Raw genomic sequence first — 16,963 nt, 5'->3', positions numbered from 1 at the left:
CGCCCCGCCTCGGCCCGGCGGCCGCTACTTCTTGTCGGTGGTCAGGCGGAAGACCATGACGTTGCGATAGGTCTGGCCCGGGTCCAGCCGGACCGACGCGAAGGCGGGCTTGTTGGGGGCGTCGGGGAAGTGCTGGGGCTCCAGGGCCACGCCGTCGCCCTGGCGGTAGATCTTGTTGCTCTTGCCGACCATGGTGCCGTCGATGAAGTTGCCGGTGTAGAACTGGATGCCCGGCTGGTCGCTGAGGATCTCCAGGGTGCGGCCGCTCTTGGGATCGGTCAGCCGCGCGGCCAGCCGGGGCGCGCCGCCGGCCTTGCCGGTCAGCACCATGTTGTGGTCGTAGCCGCGGCCGATCACCATCTGCGGGTCGCGGGCGTCGCGGACCCGCGTGCCGATCACGTGCGGCGTGCGGAAGTCGAAGGGCGTGCCGGCCACCGGGGTGATGACGCCGGTCGGGATCAGCTCGGCGTCGACCGGGGTGTAGCCGTTCGAGGCCAGGGTCAGGACATTGCCCATCGCCCCTTCGGCCGAGCCTTCGCCGGCCAGGTTGAACAGGGCGTGGTTGGTCAGGTTGACGATGGTCGGCTTGTCGGTGGTGGCGCCGTAGGTGATCGTCAGCTGGTTCTTCTCGTCGAGGGCGTAGGTCGCCGTGGCGGTCAGGGTACCGGGATAGCCCTGGTCGCCGTCCGGGCTGACATGGCTGAAGGTCACCGAGGCGACCGGGCCGCGTTTGACCTCGACCACCTTCCAGACGACCTTGTCATAGCCCTTGACCCCGCCGTGCAGGGCCGCGACGCCGTTGTTGTTGAGCGCCAGCTGGTAGGACTTGCCGTCCAGCGTGAACTTGCCCTTGCCGATGCGGTTGGCGAAGCGGCCGACCGAGGCTCCGAAATAGCTGGCGTTGCGGGCGTAGGCGTCGGCGTCCTTGAAGCCCAGGGCGATGTCGGCCTTGATCCCGGCGCGGTCGGGCGCGACCAGCGACTGCAGGGTGGCGCCATAGGTGATCACCGTGGCGCTGACGCCATGGCTATTGCTCAGGGTTATGGCCTCGACCGCCTCGCCGTCGGGAGTCTTGCCGAACGCGCCGCGCGCATAGTCCGCCGCCAGCGCGCCGGAGGGCAGGGCGGCGGCCGCGATCAGGACGGCGCCGATCAGGCTGTTGGCTTGGGTCTTCATGCGGTTTCCCTCTCCATGGACGCAGCGGCTCTGGTCGGCGCTGACGGTAGCTTGAGCCCCATATAGTCCGACAAATAAGGGGCGCGCAATCGACTCGGATTCTCCCGATTGGCCGGCGGCGACGCCTATTGCCCCTTCAGCTTGCGGTCGAAGAACTCCAGGTGGGTGTCGAGCACGTGCAGGCCCTTGGTCTTGCTGCTGCCGGCGCTGTGGCGTTCGCCCGGATAGAGCATCATCTCGAACGGCGTGGCGTTCTTCTGCAGGGCGGCGATCAGGCGGGTGCTGTTCTCGAAGATCACGTTGTCGTCGGCCATGCCGTGCAGCAGCAGCAGGCTGCCGGGCTTGAGAGTCTTCAGGCGGTTGAGGACGTCGGAGCGGGCGTAGCCGTCCTTGTTCTCGTCCGGCTTGCCCATGAACTGCTCGGTATAGTGAGTGTCGTAGAGGCCCCAGGCGGTGGGCGGGGCGCCGGCCGCGCCGGCCTTGAACGGGGTGTTCTCGGCGGTCATCAGCATCAGGGTCATGAACCCGCCGTAGGACCAGCCCATCACGCCCAGGCGCTCGGGATCGACATAGGGCAGGGTCTTGAGGAAATAGGCCCCGACCAGTTGGTCCTCGACCTCGACCGTGCCCATGCGCCGGTCCAGGGCCCGCTTGAACTTGGCCGAGCGGTTGGTGCTGCCGCGGTTGTCGAGCTTGAAGAGCACATAGCCGTCTTCCAGGAACGGCCGCTCGCGTACACTCTGCCAGCTCTTGCTGACTGTCTGGGCGTGCGGGCCGCCATAGACCGAGACGATGGCCGGGTACTTCTTGTTCGGATCGAAGCCGGCCGGCTTGAGGATCTCATAGTGCAGCACCTCGCCGTCGGCGGCCTTCAGGGTTCCATATTCGGGAACGCTCAGGGTGGCGGCGTAGGGCCAGTAGGGGTGGCCCTCGGCCAGGCGGTTCTCCTCGATCCAGCGCACCCGCTTGCCGGCGGCGTCGTAGAGCGCGGTCTGGGGCGGGGTCTTCGGATCGCTGTAGCTGCCGGCGAAGGCCCCGCCGGTCTCGGCGACCTTGGCCGTCCACCAGCCGCCGGCCGGGGTCAGGGCCTTGGGCTTGCCGGGCTTGGCGTAGGACACTTCATAGATGCGGCGCTCCAGCGGGGTGTCGATCGAGGCGGCGAAGATCGCCACCTGCCGCGCCTCGTCGACGCCCTCCAGGTCGCCGAACGGCCAGTCGCCCTGGGTGACCTGGGCCAGCAGCTTGCCGGTGGCGGCGTAGCGATAGAGGTGCTTGTAGCCCGACTTCTCCGACGACCACAGGAACGAGCCGTCCTTGAGCGGCGTGAAGTCGTCGTTCAGCTCGATCCAGTGGGCGTCGGTCTCGGTCAGGACGGTCCTGCCCTGGCCGGTGGCCGGATCATAGGCGATCAGCTCCAGGGTCTTCTGGTCGCGGGTCTGGCGCTGGACATAGAGGGTCTTGCCGTCGACCGACCAGTCGACGCGGGCGACATAGATGTCCTTGTCGGGACCCAGGTCGATGTGGACGGTCTTGCCGCTGGCCAGGTCCTGGACCAGCAGGTCGACGACGGCGTTGGGCCGGCCAGCGCGGGGATAGCGCTGCTCGACCACGGTGGCCCCGCCGGGGCCGATGTCGGCGCGGGGAACGATGTCGACGCCGCTCTCGTCGACGCGGGTATAGGCGATGCGGGTCTCGTCGGGGGCCCACCAGTAGCCGGTGAAGCGGTCCATCTCCTCCTGGGCGATGAACTCGGCCACGCCGAACGACAGCGCCTCCTTGCCCTCCGTGGTCAGGGCCCGCTCGGCCCCGCCGGTCAGCGGCTTGATGTAGAGGTTCTGGTCGCGGACATAGGAGACGAAGCCGCCCTTGGGTGAGACCTTGGCGTCGACCTCGTCGCCCGGAGTCTCGGTCAGCCGGCTGACCTTGCCGTCGGCGACACTGTCCAGATAGAGGTCGCCGTCCAGCGGCACGAGGATGAAGCGGCCCTGCTTGTCCCAGCTGTATTCGACCACCCCGCGGGCCGAGGTGCGGGTGCGCTCGCGCCGGGCCTTCTCGGCCTCGGACAGCTCCTTGGTCCCCGGCGACAGGGCCGCCGCGTCGATCAGGCGGTAGGGTTCGCCGCCCTTGACGTCGGCCGCCCACAGGTCCTGGACATTGGCCGCCTCGGGCTTGGCCTTCAGATAGGTCACCCGCTTGCCGTCCGGCGACAGGGCCACGCCCTTGGCGGCGGGCCCCGAAAGATTCGGATCGGCGAAGACGCGTTCGGGGGTCAGCTTTTCCGCCAGGACCGGCGACGACAGGGCGAGGCAGGCCGTGATGGCCAGGAGCGAGGGTCTGATCATGGCGCGGGACGCTAGAGACGAGCGTGGCCGTTGTCAGCAGGGAAAGTGGGCGGCTACTCTGCTCCCGAAACCGTGATGCCGGTTTGATCGCCCGATGATTGTGTTGCGCCGCAGCATTCATATCTGAAGCGTGGCCGTTCTTTCATGGGGCGATGATCGCTCTTCAGGCGGCCGTACGGGGCTTATTCGATGTTAAACTCATGGGCGTTTGGACCGCTGGTCGGTTCAGCGCTTTTCGTCGTGCTCGCCGCCGCGTTCGTCGCGGTCTCGGGCATGGTCCGCTACATCGGCAACAACCGCGTCGCCGTGGTCGAGAAGCTGTGGAGTCGCCGCGGCTCGATCGCCGGCGGCCTGATCGCGCTGAAGGAGGAGGCCGGCTTCCAGCCCGCCGTCCTGCGCGGCGGCCTGCACTTCTTCTTTCCGTTCCAGTACCGCCTGCATGTCCAGTCGCTGGTGACCATTCCCCAGGGCCGGATCGGCTATGTCTTCGCCCGCGACGGCGCGCCGCTGGAGGCCGACCAGACCCTGGCGACCCATCCCGACGGCGTAGACTTCCAGGACGCCCGCGCCTTCCTGGCGGCCGGCGGCCAGAAGGGCCCGCAGCGCAAGATCCTGCGCGAGGGCGCCTACGCCATCAACCTGGCCCAGTTCGTGGTGGTCACCAAGGACCGCACCTTCGCGCTGAGCCTCGACCGCAGCGAGGCCGACCTGCTGGAGCAGATGGCCGAGATCATCGAGGAACGCGGCGGCTTCGAGCCGGTGGTGATCAAGGACGCCGACGACCAGATCGGGGTGATCACCGTGCATGACGGTCCTGGACTGGCCTCGGGCGAGCTGATCGCGCCGCTAGTCGGCATCGACCCGCAGGACCACGCGACCTATCACAACAGCTTCCAGGAGGCCGGCAAGTTCCTGGCCGCCGGCGGCCGCAAGGGCCGTCAGCTGCAGGTGCTGGTCGAGGGCACCTACTACATCAACCGGCTGTTCGCGACCGTCGAGCGGATCGACAAGACCGTGGTCGAGGTCGGCCAGGTGGGCGTGGTGGTCTCCTATACCGGCGCGCTCGGGGCTGACACCTCGGGCGAGGGCTATCGCCACGGCGAGCTGGTCGCCAACGGCGAGCGCGGCGTGTGGCGCGACCCGCTGCTGCCGGGCAAGTACGCCTTCAACACCTATGCCGGCCGGGTGACCATGGTGCCGACCACCAACTTCATCCTGAAGTGGGAGACGATGGCCGTGGGCTCGCACAAGTTCGACGAGAACCTGGCCGAGGTGTCGCTGATCACCCGCGACGCGTTCGAGCCGACCCTGCCGGTCTCGGTCGTGGTCCACATCGACTACCGCAAGGCGCCGCTGGTCATCCAAAGGTTCGGCGACATCAAGAAGCTGGTCGAGCAGACCCTGGACCCGATGGTCAGCGCCTACTTCAAGAACATCGGCCAGACCCGCACCCTGATCGAGCTGCTGCAGGACCGCAGCGCCATCCAGGGCCAGTCGAGCGAGGAAATGAAGGCCAAGTTCGGTCTCTATAATCTCGAACTGCAGGAGGTGCTGATCGGCACGCCGCGCCCGGCCGCCAGCGGCGACGACCAGATCGAGAAGATCCTGACCCAGCTGCGCCAGCGGCAGATCGCCGACGAGCAGGTCGGCACCTATGAGCGGCAGAAGATCGCCGCCCAGAAGGAGCGCGAGCTGCGCGAGGCCGAGGCCCTGGCCAAGCAGCAGACGGCGATCACCGAGAGCCAGCTGTCGATCCAGGTGCAACAGAACGCCGGCAAGGCCAATCTGGCCCGCTCCGAGCAGGAGGCCCAGCAGCGCCGGACCCTGGCCAAGGCCGACGCCGACGCCATCCGCCTGCTCGGCGAGGGCGAGGCCGGCAAGGTCGTGGCCCTGGCCGCCGCCGAGGCCGAGCGGGTCAGCAAGGTGGGCCTGGCCACGGCCGAGGCGATCGCCAGCCAGGTCGAGGCCTCGGGCGGCGCCCGCTACCAGCTGGCCCGCCAGGTGGCCGAGCGCTTCGCCCAGGCCCTGGAAACCAGCGGCGTCGACGTGGTGCCCAAGGTGTCGATCACCGGGGCCGGCGGCGAGGGCGGGGCCAGCGGCGGGGTGATGCAGGCCCTGCTGACCCTGCTGATGTCCGAAAAGCTGGGCCTGGCGGTGGACGCGACTGCGCCGACCGTCGAATACGAGGAGGAACAGGCCTAGGGAGGGCCGACATTCCAGGCCGTGCGTAGTCCTCGTCCTTCGACAGGCTCAGGATGAGGACCATTTATCGGCGCAAGGTCGTAGAAAACCTCATCCTGAGCTTGTCGAAGGACGAGGTTTTCGCCCCCAGGGCGAGGGCGGCGGGCGGCGCATGCGACCGCTCGCCGCGCCTGGCGAAAAGGGCTTGTACGACTCTGCTGTTAGCGGTAACAGGCTCCCGTGAGGCGCCGCGCGCCTCTGCCCTTCCTGGGCGTTTCCTCCCTAATGACTTCAAGCCCGGCCGCAACGCCGGGCTTTCTTTTTGCCCGGCGCGGGGGCAATGGGCCGCGACCGGAAAGCAAAAAGGCCGGAGGTTTCCCTCCGGCCCTCCGCTTTGGCTGAGATCCGGCCGGCCTAGAAGGTCTTGCGCACCGTCACGAAGCCCTGGCGCGGCGCGCCGGGGAGCAGGGTCATGGCCGTGCCCGAGACGTCGGACTGAGCCGCGCCGCCCGAGCCCACCGTCGAGATGTAGTCCTCGTCGGTCAGGTTGGTGACATTGGCCTGCACCTCCAGCCCGTGCAGGAAGCCCTCGGTGGCCTGGAAGCGATAGCCCACGGTCAGGTCGGCCACGGTAAAGCCGTCGACCTTCCCGCCCTTGTTCTCGAAGGTGTACCAGCGCGAGGAGGTGTAGCTGACGCCGAGATTGGCGAAGAAGCCGCCCTGGTCGTAGGCCAGCGTCGCCTTGACCAGGTTCTTGGGCGTGAAGATCACGTCCTTGCCCTTGGTGTGGATGGCCACCACGCCGCCCGCGCCCACCACGTCGTCCTCATACTGGGAGTCGTTGTAGGCGTAGGAGCCGTACAGCGACCAGGCGTCGGTCAGGCGGTACTGGCCGGCCAACTCGATCCCCTTGGTCTCAACCGCGCCGACGTTCGACAGCACCGCCGGCAGGCCCAAGATCGGCGGGGCCGTGCTGGCGCTGGCCAGGCGGTTCTTGAAGTCGACGTGATAGAGCGCCGCCACGCCCTGGAAGCGGTCGTTCTTGTAGCGGACGCCGCCTTCGAAGGTCTTGGAGGTCTCGGGCTGCAGGTTGTCGCGGACATAGTTCACGGCCGCCTGGTTCTGCGAGGCGAACGGGCCCGAGGTGGCGGCCGAGACATAGGCGGCCATGTTCTCGGTGTAGCCGCCGAACAGCTCGACGCCGTTGTGCAGATCATAGACCGCGCCGACCTGCGGCAGGAAGCTGTCCTTGGACTCGATCTTGCCGCTCATGGGGCTGCCGGCGATGGTCGAGACCTCGTTCTCGACCTTCAGGGCCTTGAAGCCGAAATTGACCTTCAGGGCGTCGTTCACCGTCCAGACGTCCTGGACGTAGCCGGTCGTGGTCTTGGTGTTGAAGCGGTATTCCCACGAGGTCTTGAACGGGTTGGACTGGAAGTCCAGCGGATCGCGCGACGGCTTGGCCAGGGTCTCGGCATAGAACCGGCGGGCCTGGTGGAAGTCGTTGTCCTCGATCCAGAAGCCGGCGCTGAGCGCGTGGGCGCCCAGGTCGACATAGAGGTCGCCGATCAGGCCGGCCCGTTCGATATTGTACTCGGTGGTGCGGATCGACAGTGGCGCGGCGGTCGAACCGGCCGTCCCGTAGCCGGGGCTGACGGTGTAGGGCGTGTACCACAGGCCCTGGCCGCGGTTCTTGTGGCCGTAGGTGGTGAGGTCGACCCGGACCTTGTCGCCCAGGTCCTGCTTCAGGGTGACGGCGTAGAGGTCGTCGTCGCGGATGCCGGCCCCGGCGTAATAGGCGTCGTCGGGATTGGCCACGCCGTAGGCGGCGTAGGGATTGGTCCCCACGCCCGTCCAGTAGCCCGAGGACGGGTCCAGCTGGCCCGACAGGTAGTTGTTGATGTTGTTCAGCGCCGAACCGACGCCGATCGCCTTGTTCCAGTCGGGCTGGAAGTTGTCCCAGTCGCGGCCCAGGCGCTTGATCATGTCGAAAGACATGTCCTGGTAATCCTGCTCGCGGCGTTCGGAATGGTTCCAGAAAGCGGTGATCGAGCCGACGTCGCCGATCGGCAGCACGAACTTCAGGTCGTACTGGCGCTGCTTCTGCTCGCCGCCGCCCTTCCACTTGTCGGACTTCTGGTCGACGGCCGAGACGTAGGCCCGCAGGCCGCCGAGGGCTTCGATCGCGCCGGTGTCGATGCGGCCATAGAGCCGGTACATGGAGTCCGAACCGGCCGTGGCGTCGGTGCGGACGTGGAACTCTTCCGACGGCGCGCGGGAGAAGAATTGCAGCGTGCCGCCCAGGTTCGAAGTGGAGGCGGTCGACAGCGAACCGGCGCCCTGGGCCAGTTCGACCCTGCCGAGGTCCTCGCTGGCGATCGCGCGGCTGATGTGCAGGCCGTTGTAGTTGCCGTAGCTCATGTCGCCCAGCGGCACGCCGTCGAGGGTGAAGCCCAGGCGGCTCTGGTCAAAGCCGCGGATGGCGACGCGGGTCGACCACTCGTAGGCGCCGAAGGCGTCGGCCGACTGGAAGCTGACGCCGGGCAGCTTCTCGACGGCGCGCAGCGGGCTGGAGCCGGCGGCCAGCACTTCGATCTGGGTGGTGTTGATGGTCTGGACCTGACGGCTCTGGCCCTGGCCCAGCACGATGACCGCGTCGACTTCCGTGGCGTCGGCCGCGCCTTCGGTCGCCGCGGGGGCCGGGGCCGCGGCGGCGGTTTCGGCGGCCAGGACCGGCGTCGCCAGCAGCAGCGCGCAGGCGGCCGCGCTCAACATCAGGTATTGTCTCATGATCTTGAATCCCCACGCCGGCGCTCAGGGGAGGACGGCGCCGGCTTGGGGCCTTCGGGTAACAGCGCTCGGCGACGGTTCGCCGACAGTTCCGTGTCGGCGAGCGGACGGAAAGGCGACGGCGCGATGACGGCGGCCCGACGGCCCATCGCGCCCGGGAACATTGCGCAATCGCGCCCTGAGGGCTATCTGAGCGCCCGACCCACGATCCCCTGATCCAGCGAGAACCGAAGCCCCCCATGGCTCAGCAATATATTTTCCAGATGCAGGGCCTGACCAAGGCCTTTCCCGGCGGCAAGAAGGTCTTCGAGAACATTTGGCTGTCGTTCTATTCCGACGCCAAGATCGGCGTGGTCGGGGTCAACGGCTCGGGCAAGTCGACCCTGCTGAAGATCATGGCCGGCCTGGACGACCAGTTCTCGGGCGAGGCCCGCGCCGCCGAGGGCGTGCGCCGGGGCTACCTGCCGCAGGAGCCGGTGCTGGACCCGACCAAGGACGTCTGGGGCAATGTCATCGCCGACTGCGAGGACAAGCTGATCTTCGACCAGTACAACGAACTGGCGGTCAAGCTCGGCGAGGACTACTCCGACGAGCTGATGGAGGAGATGACCAAGCTCCAGGAGATCATCGACGCCCGCGACCTGTGGGACATCGACTCCAAGGTCGAGATGGCGATCAACGCCCTGCGCTGCCCGCCCAACGACGCCAATATCGACAGCCTGTCGGGCGGCGAAAAGCGCCGCATCGCCCTGGCCCGCCTGCTGCTCAGCAAGCCCGACATCATGCTGTTGGACGAACCGACCAACCACCTGGACGCCGAGTCGGTGGCCTGGCTGCAGCACCACCTGGAGAACTTCCCGGGCTGCGTGATCCTGGTCACCCACGATCGCTACTTCCTCGACCAGGTCACCAAATGGACGCTCGAGCTCGACCGCGGCAAGGGCATTCCCTACGAGGGCAACTATTCCGGCTGGCTGGAGCAGAAGCAGAAGCGCGTCGTCCAGGAGCAGTCGGAGTCCGAGTCCCGCCAGCGCGCCCTGACCCGCGAACTGGAATGGGTGCGCAGCTCGCCCAAGGCCCGCCAGTCCAAGTCCAAGGCCCGCCTGGCCTCGTACGAGGAAATGGTCGCGGCCCAGGAGAACGCTCGCGCCGCCCAGACCCACGCCCACATCCAGATCCCGCCCGGCCCGCGCCTGGGCAATGTGGTGCTGGAAGTCACCGGCCTGGAGAAGGAGTACGGCGACAAGGTGCTGTTCAAGGACCTGTCGTTCAAGCTGCCGCCCAACGGCATCGTCGGCGTCATCGGCCCGAACGGGGCCGGCAAGTCGACCCTGTTCAAGCTGATCACCGGCCGCGAACAGCCCGACCAGGGCACGGTCAAGGTCGGCGAGACCGTCAAGCTGTCCTATGTCGACCAGAGCCGCGACGCGCTGGACGCCAACAAGACCATCTGGGAAGAGATCAGCGGCGGCACCGACGTGATGATCGTCGGCAAGCGCGAGATCAATTCCCGCGCCTATGTCGGCAGCTTCAACTTCAAGGGCGGCGACCAGCAGAAGAAGGTCGGCCTGCTGTCGGGCGGTGAGCGCAACCGCGTCCACCTGGCCAAGACCCTGGCCACCGGCGGCAACCTGCTGCTGCTCGACGAACCGACCAACGACCTGGACATCGAGACCCTGCAGGCCCTGGAAGAGGCCCTGGAAGAGTTCGCCGGCTGCGCCGTGGTCATCAGCCACGATCGCTGGTTCCTGGACCGCCTGGCCACCCACATCCTGGCCTTCGAGGGCGACAGCCACGTCGAATGGTTCGAGGGCAATTTCGAGATGTACGAGGAAGACAAGAAGCGCCGCCTGGGCGCCGACAGCCTGATCCCCAAGCGCATCAAGTTCCAGAAGTTCGCGCGGTAGGGGCGGGATTAGGTCAGATCGACACGTCCACCCCACTCCGTCTCCCCGGCGAAGGCCGGGGTCCAGATCGTAGGGCAGCGTGTTTCGGATAGGCGGCCAGCACGACGGCTGAACCTGGGCCCCGGCCTTCGCCGGGGAGACGGGGTGATGCCAAGGGCTCTTGAGTTCGCTCCCTCGCTTCCTTTCCCGCGTCATCCCGGGCCTTGTGCCCACGGCTGTCCGGTTGGAAAGACTTGAGAGTTCTGGCTCACGCCGGCGGTGGGAGAAATCCTCGTCCTTCGACAGGCTCAGGATGAGGATTTCTACTGAACGGCCGTCAAATTCGTCCTCATCCTGAGCTTGTCGAAGGACGGGGCGGCCCGCGAGGGCCGCCCCGTCGTCGTTTGGCCTAAGCCTTACTTCGGCTCGGTCGGGGTCTGCGGCGTCGCGGTCGCGTCGGGCGTGGTCGACGAGGCGGGCGGCGTCGTGGTCGCGTCGGGCGAGGTCGGCGGGGTGGACGGCATGGATGTCGACGAATCCGGCATGGTGGTCGAGGACGCCGGCGGCGTAGTCGCCGACGGATTCACCGAAGTGTCGGTCGAGCTGGCGGCCGGCGGCATGGTGGCCGAGGTGTCGGTCGACATGCCCGTCGCGGCCGAGCCGCTCCACCAGTCCTTGCTGGCCCGGGCCTTGGGCGAGGCCTTCAGATAGGCGTCGAGCTGGGCGTAGGGGATCGGCTGCTTGGGGCTGGCGACGGCGGCGGAAGCCTTGGCCTTGGACTGCGGCGCGGCCGTGGCGGCGCCCGATACGAGCATGGCCAGCGCGGCGCCGGCGGCGAGCGTTCTGATCAACATGGAAGTCCTCCAGACGTGCGGGCGCCGGGCGGCGCCATGCGCAATGAAACCCTGCACAGCGCTGAAGGTTCACAGCTTGGCCGTCCCGATAGTCGTGTTTCGCAATGCGACCTGATCGTGTGGTAACCAGGGGTTGTCCAGGGTAGCGCCGGGCCGCAACTGGGGTAGCTTGATACGCGGTGAGAAGACACCATCTCGGAATGGAGGAATCCCATGCCCCAAGCCCCTGCCGAGAAGCCCCACGTCCTGATCTCGCACGAGATGCTGATGCCCCTCCAGCCGTTGCTGGAGGACGCCTATCAGGTCCATCGGCTGTGGGACTATCCCGACCGGCTGGCCTTCCTGGACGGACCCGGACGACAGGTCCGCGCCATCGTTCACGCCGGCGAAATGACCTTGCCCAAGGACCTTCTGTCGGAGATGCCCCGGCTGGGCCTGATCGCCTGCGTCAGCGTCGGCTATGACGGCATCGACGTGCCCTGGTGCAAGGCGCACGGCATCGCCGTCAGCCATTCGACCGGCCTGAACGCCGGCGACGTCGCCGACCACGCGGTGGGCCTGATGCTGGCGGCCTGGCGGGCCATCGTCGAGGGCGACCGCAAGCTGCGCACCGGCCACTGGACCAGCATGGAGCGGATGAGCCCGCGGCATGGGCTGCGCGGCCGCAGGGCCGGCGTCGTCGGCCTGGGCCATATCGGCGAGGCGGTGGTCCGGCGGCTGGAGGCCTTCGACCTGAAGGTCTCGTGGTGGGGGCCGCATCCGAAGGAGACGGACCTGCCGCGCGCCAGGAGCCTGCTCGACCTGGCCCGCGACAGCGACATCCTGGTGGTCTGCGCCCGTTCCGAGCCGGCCAACCGCCACATGATCAACCAGGCGGTCATCGAGGCACTGGGGCCGCAGGGGTTGCTGGTCAATGTCGCCCGCGGCTCGCTGGTCGACGAGGACGCCCTGATCGCCGCCCTGAAGGACGGCCGCCTGGGCATGGCGGCGCTGGACGTGTTCGAGCAGGAGCCGACGCCGGCCCTGCGCTGGACGGACGTGCCGCACACGGTCCTGACCCCGCACACCGCCGGCGCGACCCTCGACAGCATCCCGGCTATGGTCAGCCTGACGGTGGAGAACCTGCGCCGGTTCTTCCGCGGCGAGATGCTGGCCTCGCCGGTGGACGGCTAGGCCCACGGTCCATTGACGCGCTTGCGCGGCCGCGGGCCTGGTCACAGACTTGGAAACAAGGATTGGGCGCGCGGGATCTGAGCGGCGCTGAGGGAGGTCCGGATGGCCAAGGTGCTCGGGGTGGGCGGGGTGTTCTTCAAGGCGGAGGATCCCGCCGCCGTGCGGGCGTGGTACGCCCGAGTGCTGGGATTCGAGGTGCAGGACTGGGGCGGGGTCATGTTCAAGTCTCTCAAGACCGGCTTCGCCAATTGGTCGCCGTTCGCCGCCGACACCCGCTATTTCGAACCGTCCCAGGCGCCGTTCATGATCAACTTCATCGTCGACGACCTGGATGGCGTGCTCGCCAAGGCGGCGGCCGAGGGCGTGGAGCCGACCGGGCGGCAGGACGAGGAGATGGGGCGATTCGCCTGGCTGATCGACCCCGTCGGGGTGAAGATCGAGCTTTGGGAGCCGTCGAAGCCGTCTCAAGAGGCATAGTTTGCCGCGCCGGGGCGCCGGCGTTTCGCTCGTTCGCGGGCTCGCCCCGATCGGATTTCACTTGCCAAATGGGACATAAAGATATCTTTATATCCCTATGAAGACGTCGGCTGAACAGGTTGTGGATTTGCTGCGCGCGGCGGGGGAATCGACCCGTCTGCGGGTGCTGGCCCTGCTGGCGACCGAGGAGCTGTCGGTGCTGGAGCTGTGCCGCATCCTCGACCAGAGCCAGCCGCGGGTCTCGCGCCACCTGAAGCTGCTGGCCGAGGCCGGGCTGGTCGAGCGTTTCCCGGACGGCGCCTGGGTCTTCTACCGCCTGGCGCGGAAATCGCCAGGCCGAATCCTGATCGACCAGGCGCTGGACCTGATCGACGCCGAGGACGCGACAGTGCGATCCGACGCCGAAAAGTTGACCCTGGTGCGGGCCGAGCGCACCGCCGGCGCCCAGGCCTATTTCGCCCGCAACGCCGCCCGCTGGAACGAGATCCGCTCGCTCTATGTCGACGAGGCCGAGGTCGAGGACGCCATCCTGAAGGCGGCCGGCGAGGGGCCTTTCGACGAGATGGTCGACCTGGGCGCGGGCTCCGGCCGCATGTTGACGCTGTTCGGCCGGCGAACCGGCGCGGCCCTGGGCCTGGACCTGTCGCAGCAGATGCTCAACATCGCCCGCGACGAGGTGGCCAAGGCCGGACTGGCGCGCTGCGAGCTGCGCCACGGCGACATCTTCGCCACCGGCCTGCCGGGCGGCTGCGCCGACCTGGTGACCGTGCACCAGGTGCTGCACTATCTGGGCGATCCCGCCGCGGCGGTGGCCGAGGCCGCGCGCCTGGTGGCCGCCGGCGGCATGCTGCTGATCGCCGATTTCGCGCCGCATGAGCACGAGTTCCTGCGCGAGGTCCACCAGCACCGCCGCTTGGGCTTCGCCGACGCCGAGATCCTGCCGTGGATCGAGGCCGCCGGCCTGGTCCCGGACAGCAACATCGCCCTGCCGCCGATCTCGGCCGAGGGGCTTACCGTCAAGATCTGGACGGCCCGCCGTCCCGCCGTGAAATCCGCCGAAAGAAGCGCCGCATGACCCCGCCCGCCAGTCCGCCCCACGCCCGCCGCGTCATCGGTCCGGTCGCCCGCGCCGGCGAGCGCACCGACCGCCCGCGCGTCTCGTTCGAGTTCTTCCCGCCCAAGACCGAGCAGATGGAGCAGAACCTATGGGCGGCGATCAACCGCCTGGCGCCGCTCGACCCGGCCTTCGTGTCTGTGACCTACGGGGCCGGCGGTTCGACGCGCGAGCGCACCCACCGCACGGTCAAGCGCATCCTGGAGGAGACCACCCTCAAGCCCGCCGCCCACCTGACCTGCGTCGGGGCCAGCCGGGCGGAGGTCGACGAGGTGATCCGCGAATATTGGGAGACCGGCGTGCGCCACGTGGTGTCGCTGCGCGGCGACCCGCCTCCCGGCGAGGGCGGCATCGGCGGCGTCTACGTGCCGCGCGAGGACGGCTACAGGAACGCCACCGAGCTGACGGCGGCCCTGAAGGGCATCGCCCCATTCGAGGTGCTGGTCGGGGTCTATCCGGAGAAGCATCCCGAGAGCCCGTCGATCGCGCACGACATCGAGGTGCTGAAGGCCAAGGTCGACGCCGGCGCCACCCTGGCCATCAGCCAGTTCTTCTTCGACACCGACGCTTTCCTGCGGTTCGTCGACAAGGTGCGGGCCGCCGGGATCACCATCCCGATCGTGCCGGGCGTCATGCCGGTGACCAACTTCAAGGGGCTGGTGAAGATGTCGGCCGCCTGCCAGACGGCGGTGCCCGGTTGGCTGGCCAACCTGTTCGACGGCCTGGACGAGGACGCCGACACCCGCCGCCTGATCGCCTGCTCGGTCGCCTCGGAGATGTGCGCCAAGCTGCAGGAGCGGGGCTTTTCCGACTTCCACTTCTACACCCTCAATCGGGCCGACCTGGTCTACGCCATCTGCCGCGTGCTGGGCGTGCGCGAGCGCGCGCCGGCCTCGTCGGAGGCGGCGGCGTGAAACCGGCGGCCTCCATCCTCCTGGCGGTCCTGGCCCTGGCGACGGCCGGCGCGGCGCGGGCCGAGGATCCGGCCAACTGGTCCAAGCCGATCCGGCCCTACCGCGTGGTCGGCAACATCTATTATGTCGGCTCCGAAGGGCTGTCGGCCTGGCTGATCTCGTCGTCGGAAGGTCATGTGCTGCTCGACAGCGGCCCGTCGCCGGCCGGCGCCAAGCTGATCGAGGCCAATATCCAGGCCCTGGGCTTCAAGCTCCCGGACGTGAAGGTCCTGATCAATAGCCACGCCCATTTCGACCATGCCGGCGGCCTGGCCCAGCTGAAGGCCGACACCGGCGCCAGGGTCTGGGCCTCGCGCCCCGACGAGCCGGCCCTGAAGAAGGGCCAGCACTTCGGCGACAACGACAACGGCCTGACGTCCTTCGCGCCGGTCAAGGTCGACAAGACGTTCGGCGACGGCCAGAAGCTGAAGCTGGGCGAAGCCACCCTGGTCGCCCACCTGACGCCGGGCCACACGATCGGCTGCACCACCTGGACCACCCAGGTGGTCGACCGCGGGCGGCCGCTGAACGTCACTTTTCCGTGCTCGACCTCGGTGGCCGGCAATGTTCTCGTGGGCAACAAGACCTACAGGACCATCGTCGCCGACTACCGCGCCAGCTTCGCGACCCTGAAGGCCCTGCCCACCGACGTGATGCTGCCCGCCCATGAGGAACAGGGCCACCTGCTGGACAAGCGCAAGAAGATGCTGGCCGGCGACGTCAACGCCTTCATCGACCCCGGCGAGCTGGCCCGCTTCGTCACCGCGTCGGAGGCGGCGTTCGACAAGGAACTGGCGCGCCAGCAGAGCGCTCGCAAGCCATGATCCCCGCGTTCTCCATCCGCTTCCGTGCGAAGCGCTAGTAAAGACCCGAACGGCCGGAGACCCGATACCCCCGGCAGGAGCTGACCATGACCGATCTCACCACCCGGGCCGGACGCATCGCCGCCCTGAAGGCCGCCGCCAAGCAGCGCATCCTGATCCTCGACGGCTCGTGGGGCGTGATGTTCCAGAAGCGCAAGCTCGGCGAGGCCGACTATCGCGCCGAGCGCTTCGCCGACTATGACGGCCAGATGAAGGGCAACAACGACATCCTGTGCCTGACCCGGCCAGACATCGTCGCCGACCTGCATCACCAGTACTACGCCGCCGGCGCCGACATCTCCGAGACCAACACCTTCAGCGGCACCACCATCGCCCAGGCCGACTACCGCCTCGGCGCCGACGTGGTTCGCGACATCAATTACGAGGGCGCCCGCATCGCCCGGTCGGTGGCCGACGAGTGGCTGGCCAAGGAGCCGGAAAAGCCGCGCTTCGTGGCCGGCTCGATCGGGCCGCTGAACGTGATGCTGTCGATGTCCTCGGACGTCAACGACCCCGGCGCGCGCAAGGTGACCTTCGACCAGGTCTACCAGGCCTATCGCGAGCAGGTGGCGGCGCTGCACGACGGCGGCGTCGATCTGTTCCTGATCGAGACCATCACCGACACCCTCAACTGCAAGGCCGCGATCAAGGCGATCATGGACCTGGTCGACGAGGGCCATGAAGAGCTGCCGATCTGGATCAGCGGCACCATCACCGACCGCTCGGGCCGCACCCTGTCGGGCCAGACGGCCGAGGCGTTCTGGAACTCGGTCAAGCACTGCAAGCCGTTCGCCGTGGGCTTCAACTGCGCCCTGGGGGCCGACCTGATGCGGCCGCACATCGCCGAGATGGCCCGCATCGCCGACACCCTGGTGGCGGCCTATCCCAACGCCGGCCTGCCCAACGCCATGGGCGAATATGACGAGGAGCCGCACCAGACCGCCCACGAGCTGCACGACTGGGCCAAGGACGGCATCGTCAACATCCTCGGCGGCTGCTGCGGCACCACCCCCGACCACATCAAGCACGTGGCCGACGAGGTGCGCGGCGTCACGCCCCGCGCCATTCCCGAGCGCCCGAAGGCCATGCGCCTGGCGGGGCTGGAACCGTTCGAGCTGGCCTAATGGGGTCTATAGGGGTATGCTGGGGTGTGG

Annotated in this window: 12 protein-coding genes and 1 pseudogene; 9 read left to right on the top strand and 4 right to left on the bottom strand. The window is 68.0% G+C overall.

The window, feature by feature from the left end; translation table 11 throughout:
• Nucleotides 1-24 precede the first annotated feature (24 nt).
• Nucleotides 25-1,176: an aldose epimerase family protein gene (locus ACIPQB_RS12080; RefSeq protein ID WP_446485476.1), complete on the bottom strand. Its 1,152-nt coding sequence runs from the start codon at nt 1,174-1,176 to the stop codon at nt 25-27.
• A gap of 125 nt (nt 1,177-1,301) precedes the next feature.
• Nucleotides 1,302-3,518 carry a S9 family peptidase gene (locus ACIPQB_RS12075; protein WP_446485475.1) on the bottom strand — a complete coding sequence of 739 codons (2,217 nt, stop codon included), beginning with the start codon at nt 3,516-3,518 and terminating at the stop codon, nt 1,302-1,304.
• Between the two features lie 240 nt (nt 3,519-3,758).
• Here ACIPQB_RS12075 and ACIPQB_RS12070 point away from each other — a divergent pair, with 240 nt between their 5' ends.
• Nucleotides 3,759-5,720, top strand: a complete 1,962-nt coding sequence (locus ACIPQB_RS12070) for an SPFH domain-containing protein (RefSeq protein WP_446485474.1) — start codon at nt 3,759-3,761, stop codon at nt 5,718-5,720.
• A 393-nt stretch (nt 5,721-6,113) separates the two neighbouring features.
• Here the strand turns inward: ACIPQB_RS12070 and ACIPQB_RS12065 are convergent, their stop codons facing one another.
• Complete coding sequence (locus tag ACIPQB_RS12065; protein WP_446485473.1) at nt 6,114-8,489, bottom strand: TonB-dependent receptor; 2,376 nt, start codon at nt 8,487-8,489, stop codon at nt 6,114-6,116.
• A 239-nt stretch (nt 8,490-8,728) separates the two neighbouring features.
• Between ACIPQB_RS12065 and ettA the strand changes: the two genes are divergently transcribed.
• The gene (gene ettA, locus ACIPQB_RS12060; RefSeq protein ID WP_446485472.1) at nt 8,729-10,396 is read left to right on the top strand and encodes an energy-dependent translational throttle protein EttA; all 1,668 of its coding nucleotides are present in this window, start codon (nt 8,729-8,731) and stop codon (nt 10,394-10,396) included.
• A 258-nt stretch (nt 10,397-10,654) separates the two neighbouring features.
• Nucleotides 10,655-10,752 (top strand): annotated as a pseudogene (locus ACIPQB_RS12055) (hypothetical protein); the annotation flags it as partial.
• A gap of 39 nt (nt 10,753-10,791) precedes the next feature.
• Here the strand turns inward: ACIPQB_RS12055 and ACIPQB_RS12050 are convergent.
• The gene (locus ACIPQB_RS12050; RefSeq protein WP_446485471.1) at nt 10,792-11,229 is read right to left on the bottom strand and encodes a hypothetical protein; all 438 of its coding nucleotides are present in this window, start codon (nt 11,227-11,229) and stop codon (nt 10,792-10,794) included.
• Between the two features lie 213 nt (nt 11,230-11,442).
• Between ACIPQB_RS12050 and ACIPQB_RS12045 the strand changes: the two genes are divergently transcribed.
• The 6 genes from ACIPQB_RS12045 to ACIPQB_RS12020 all read left to right on the top strand — a co-directional run bounded on the left by ACIPQB_RS12045 (nt 11,443) and on the right by ACIPQB_RS12020 (nt 16,933).
• A complete protein-coding gene (locus ACIPQB_RS12045; protein WP_446485470.1) occupies nt 11,443-12,402 on the top strand; it encodes a 2-hydroxyacid dehydrogenase in 960 nt (319 codons plus the stop codon).
• A 102-nt stretch (nt 12,403-12,504) separates the two neighbouring features.
• The gene (locus ACIPQB_RS12040) at nt 12,505-12,879 is read left to right on the top strand and encodes a VOC family protein (protein WP_446485469.1); all 375 of its coding nucleotides are present in this window, start codon (nt 12,505-12,507) and stop codon (nt 12,877-12,879) included.
• A gap of 97 nt (nt 12,880-12,976) precedes the next feature.
• Nucleotides 12,977-13,954 (top strand): ArsR/SmtB family transcription factor, encoded by a 978-nt coding sequence (locus tag ACIPQB_RS12035; protein WP_446485468.1) that lies wholly within the window; start codon nt 12,977-12,979, stop codon nt 13,952-13,954.
• A complete protein-coding gene (metF, locus tag ACIPQB_RS12030; RefSeq protein ID WP_446485467.1) occupies nt 13,951-14,907 on the top strand; it encodes a methylenetetrahydrofolate reductase [NAD(P)H] in 957 nt (318 codons plus the stop codon). The genes ACIPQB_RS12035 and metF overlap by 4 nt, the downstream gene beginning before the upstream one ends.
• The gene (gene blaCAU, locus ACIPQB_RS12025; protein WP_446485466.1) at nt 14,904-15,770 is read left to right on the top strand and encodes a CAU/MBL1b family subclass B3 metallo-beta-lactamase; all 867 of its coding nucleotides are present in this window, start codon (nt 14,904-14,906) and stop codon (nt 15,768-15,770) included. Before metF ends, blaCAU begins: the two co-directional genes overlap by 4 nt.
• 86 nt (nt 15,771-15,856) lie before the next feature.
• Nucleotides 15,857-16,933 carry a homocysteine S-methyltransferase family protein gene (locus tag ACIPQB_RS12020; RefSeq protein ID WP_446485465.1) on the top strand — a complete coding sequence of 359 codons (1,077 nt, stop codon included), beginning with the start codon at nt 15,857-15,859 and terminating at the stop codon, nt 16,931-16,933.
• Nucleotides 16,934-16,963: the final 30 nt, after the last annotated feature.

This window comes from Caulobacter sp. LARHSG274, from assembly GCF_052871235.1.
Note: the sequence above shows the minus strand (reverse complement) of the source record. Positions and strands in the feature narration are given on the sequence as shown.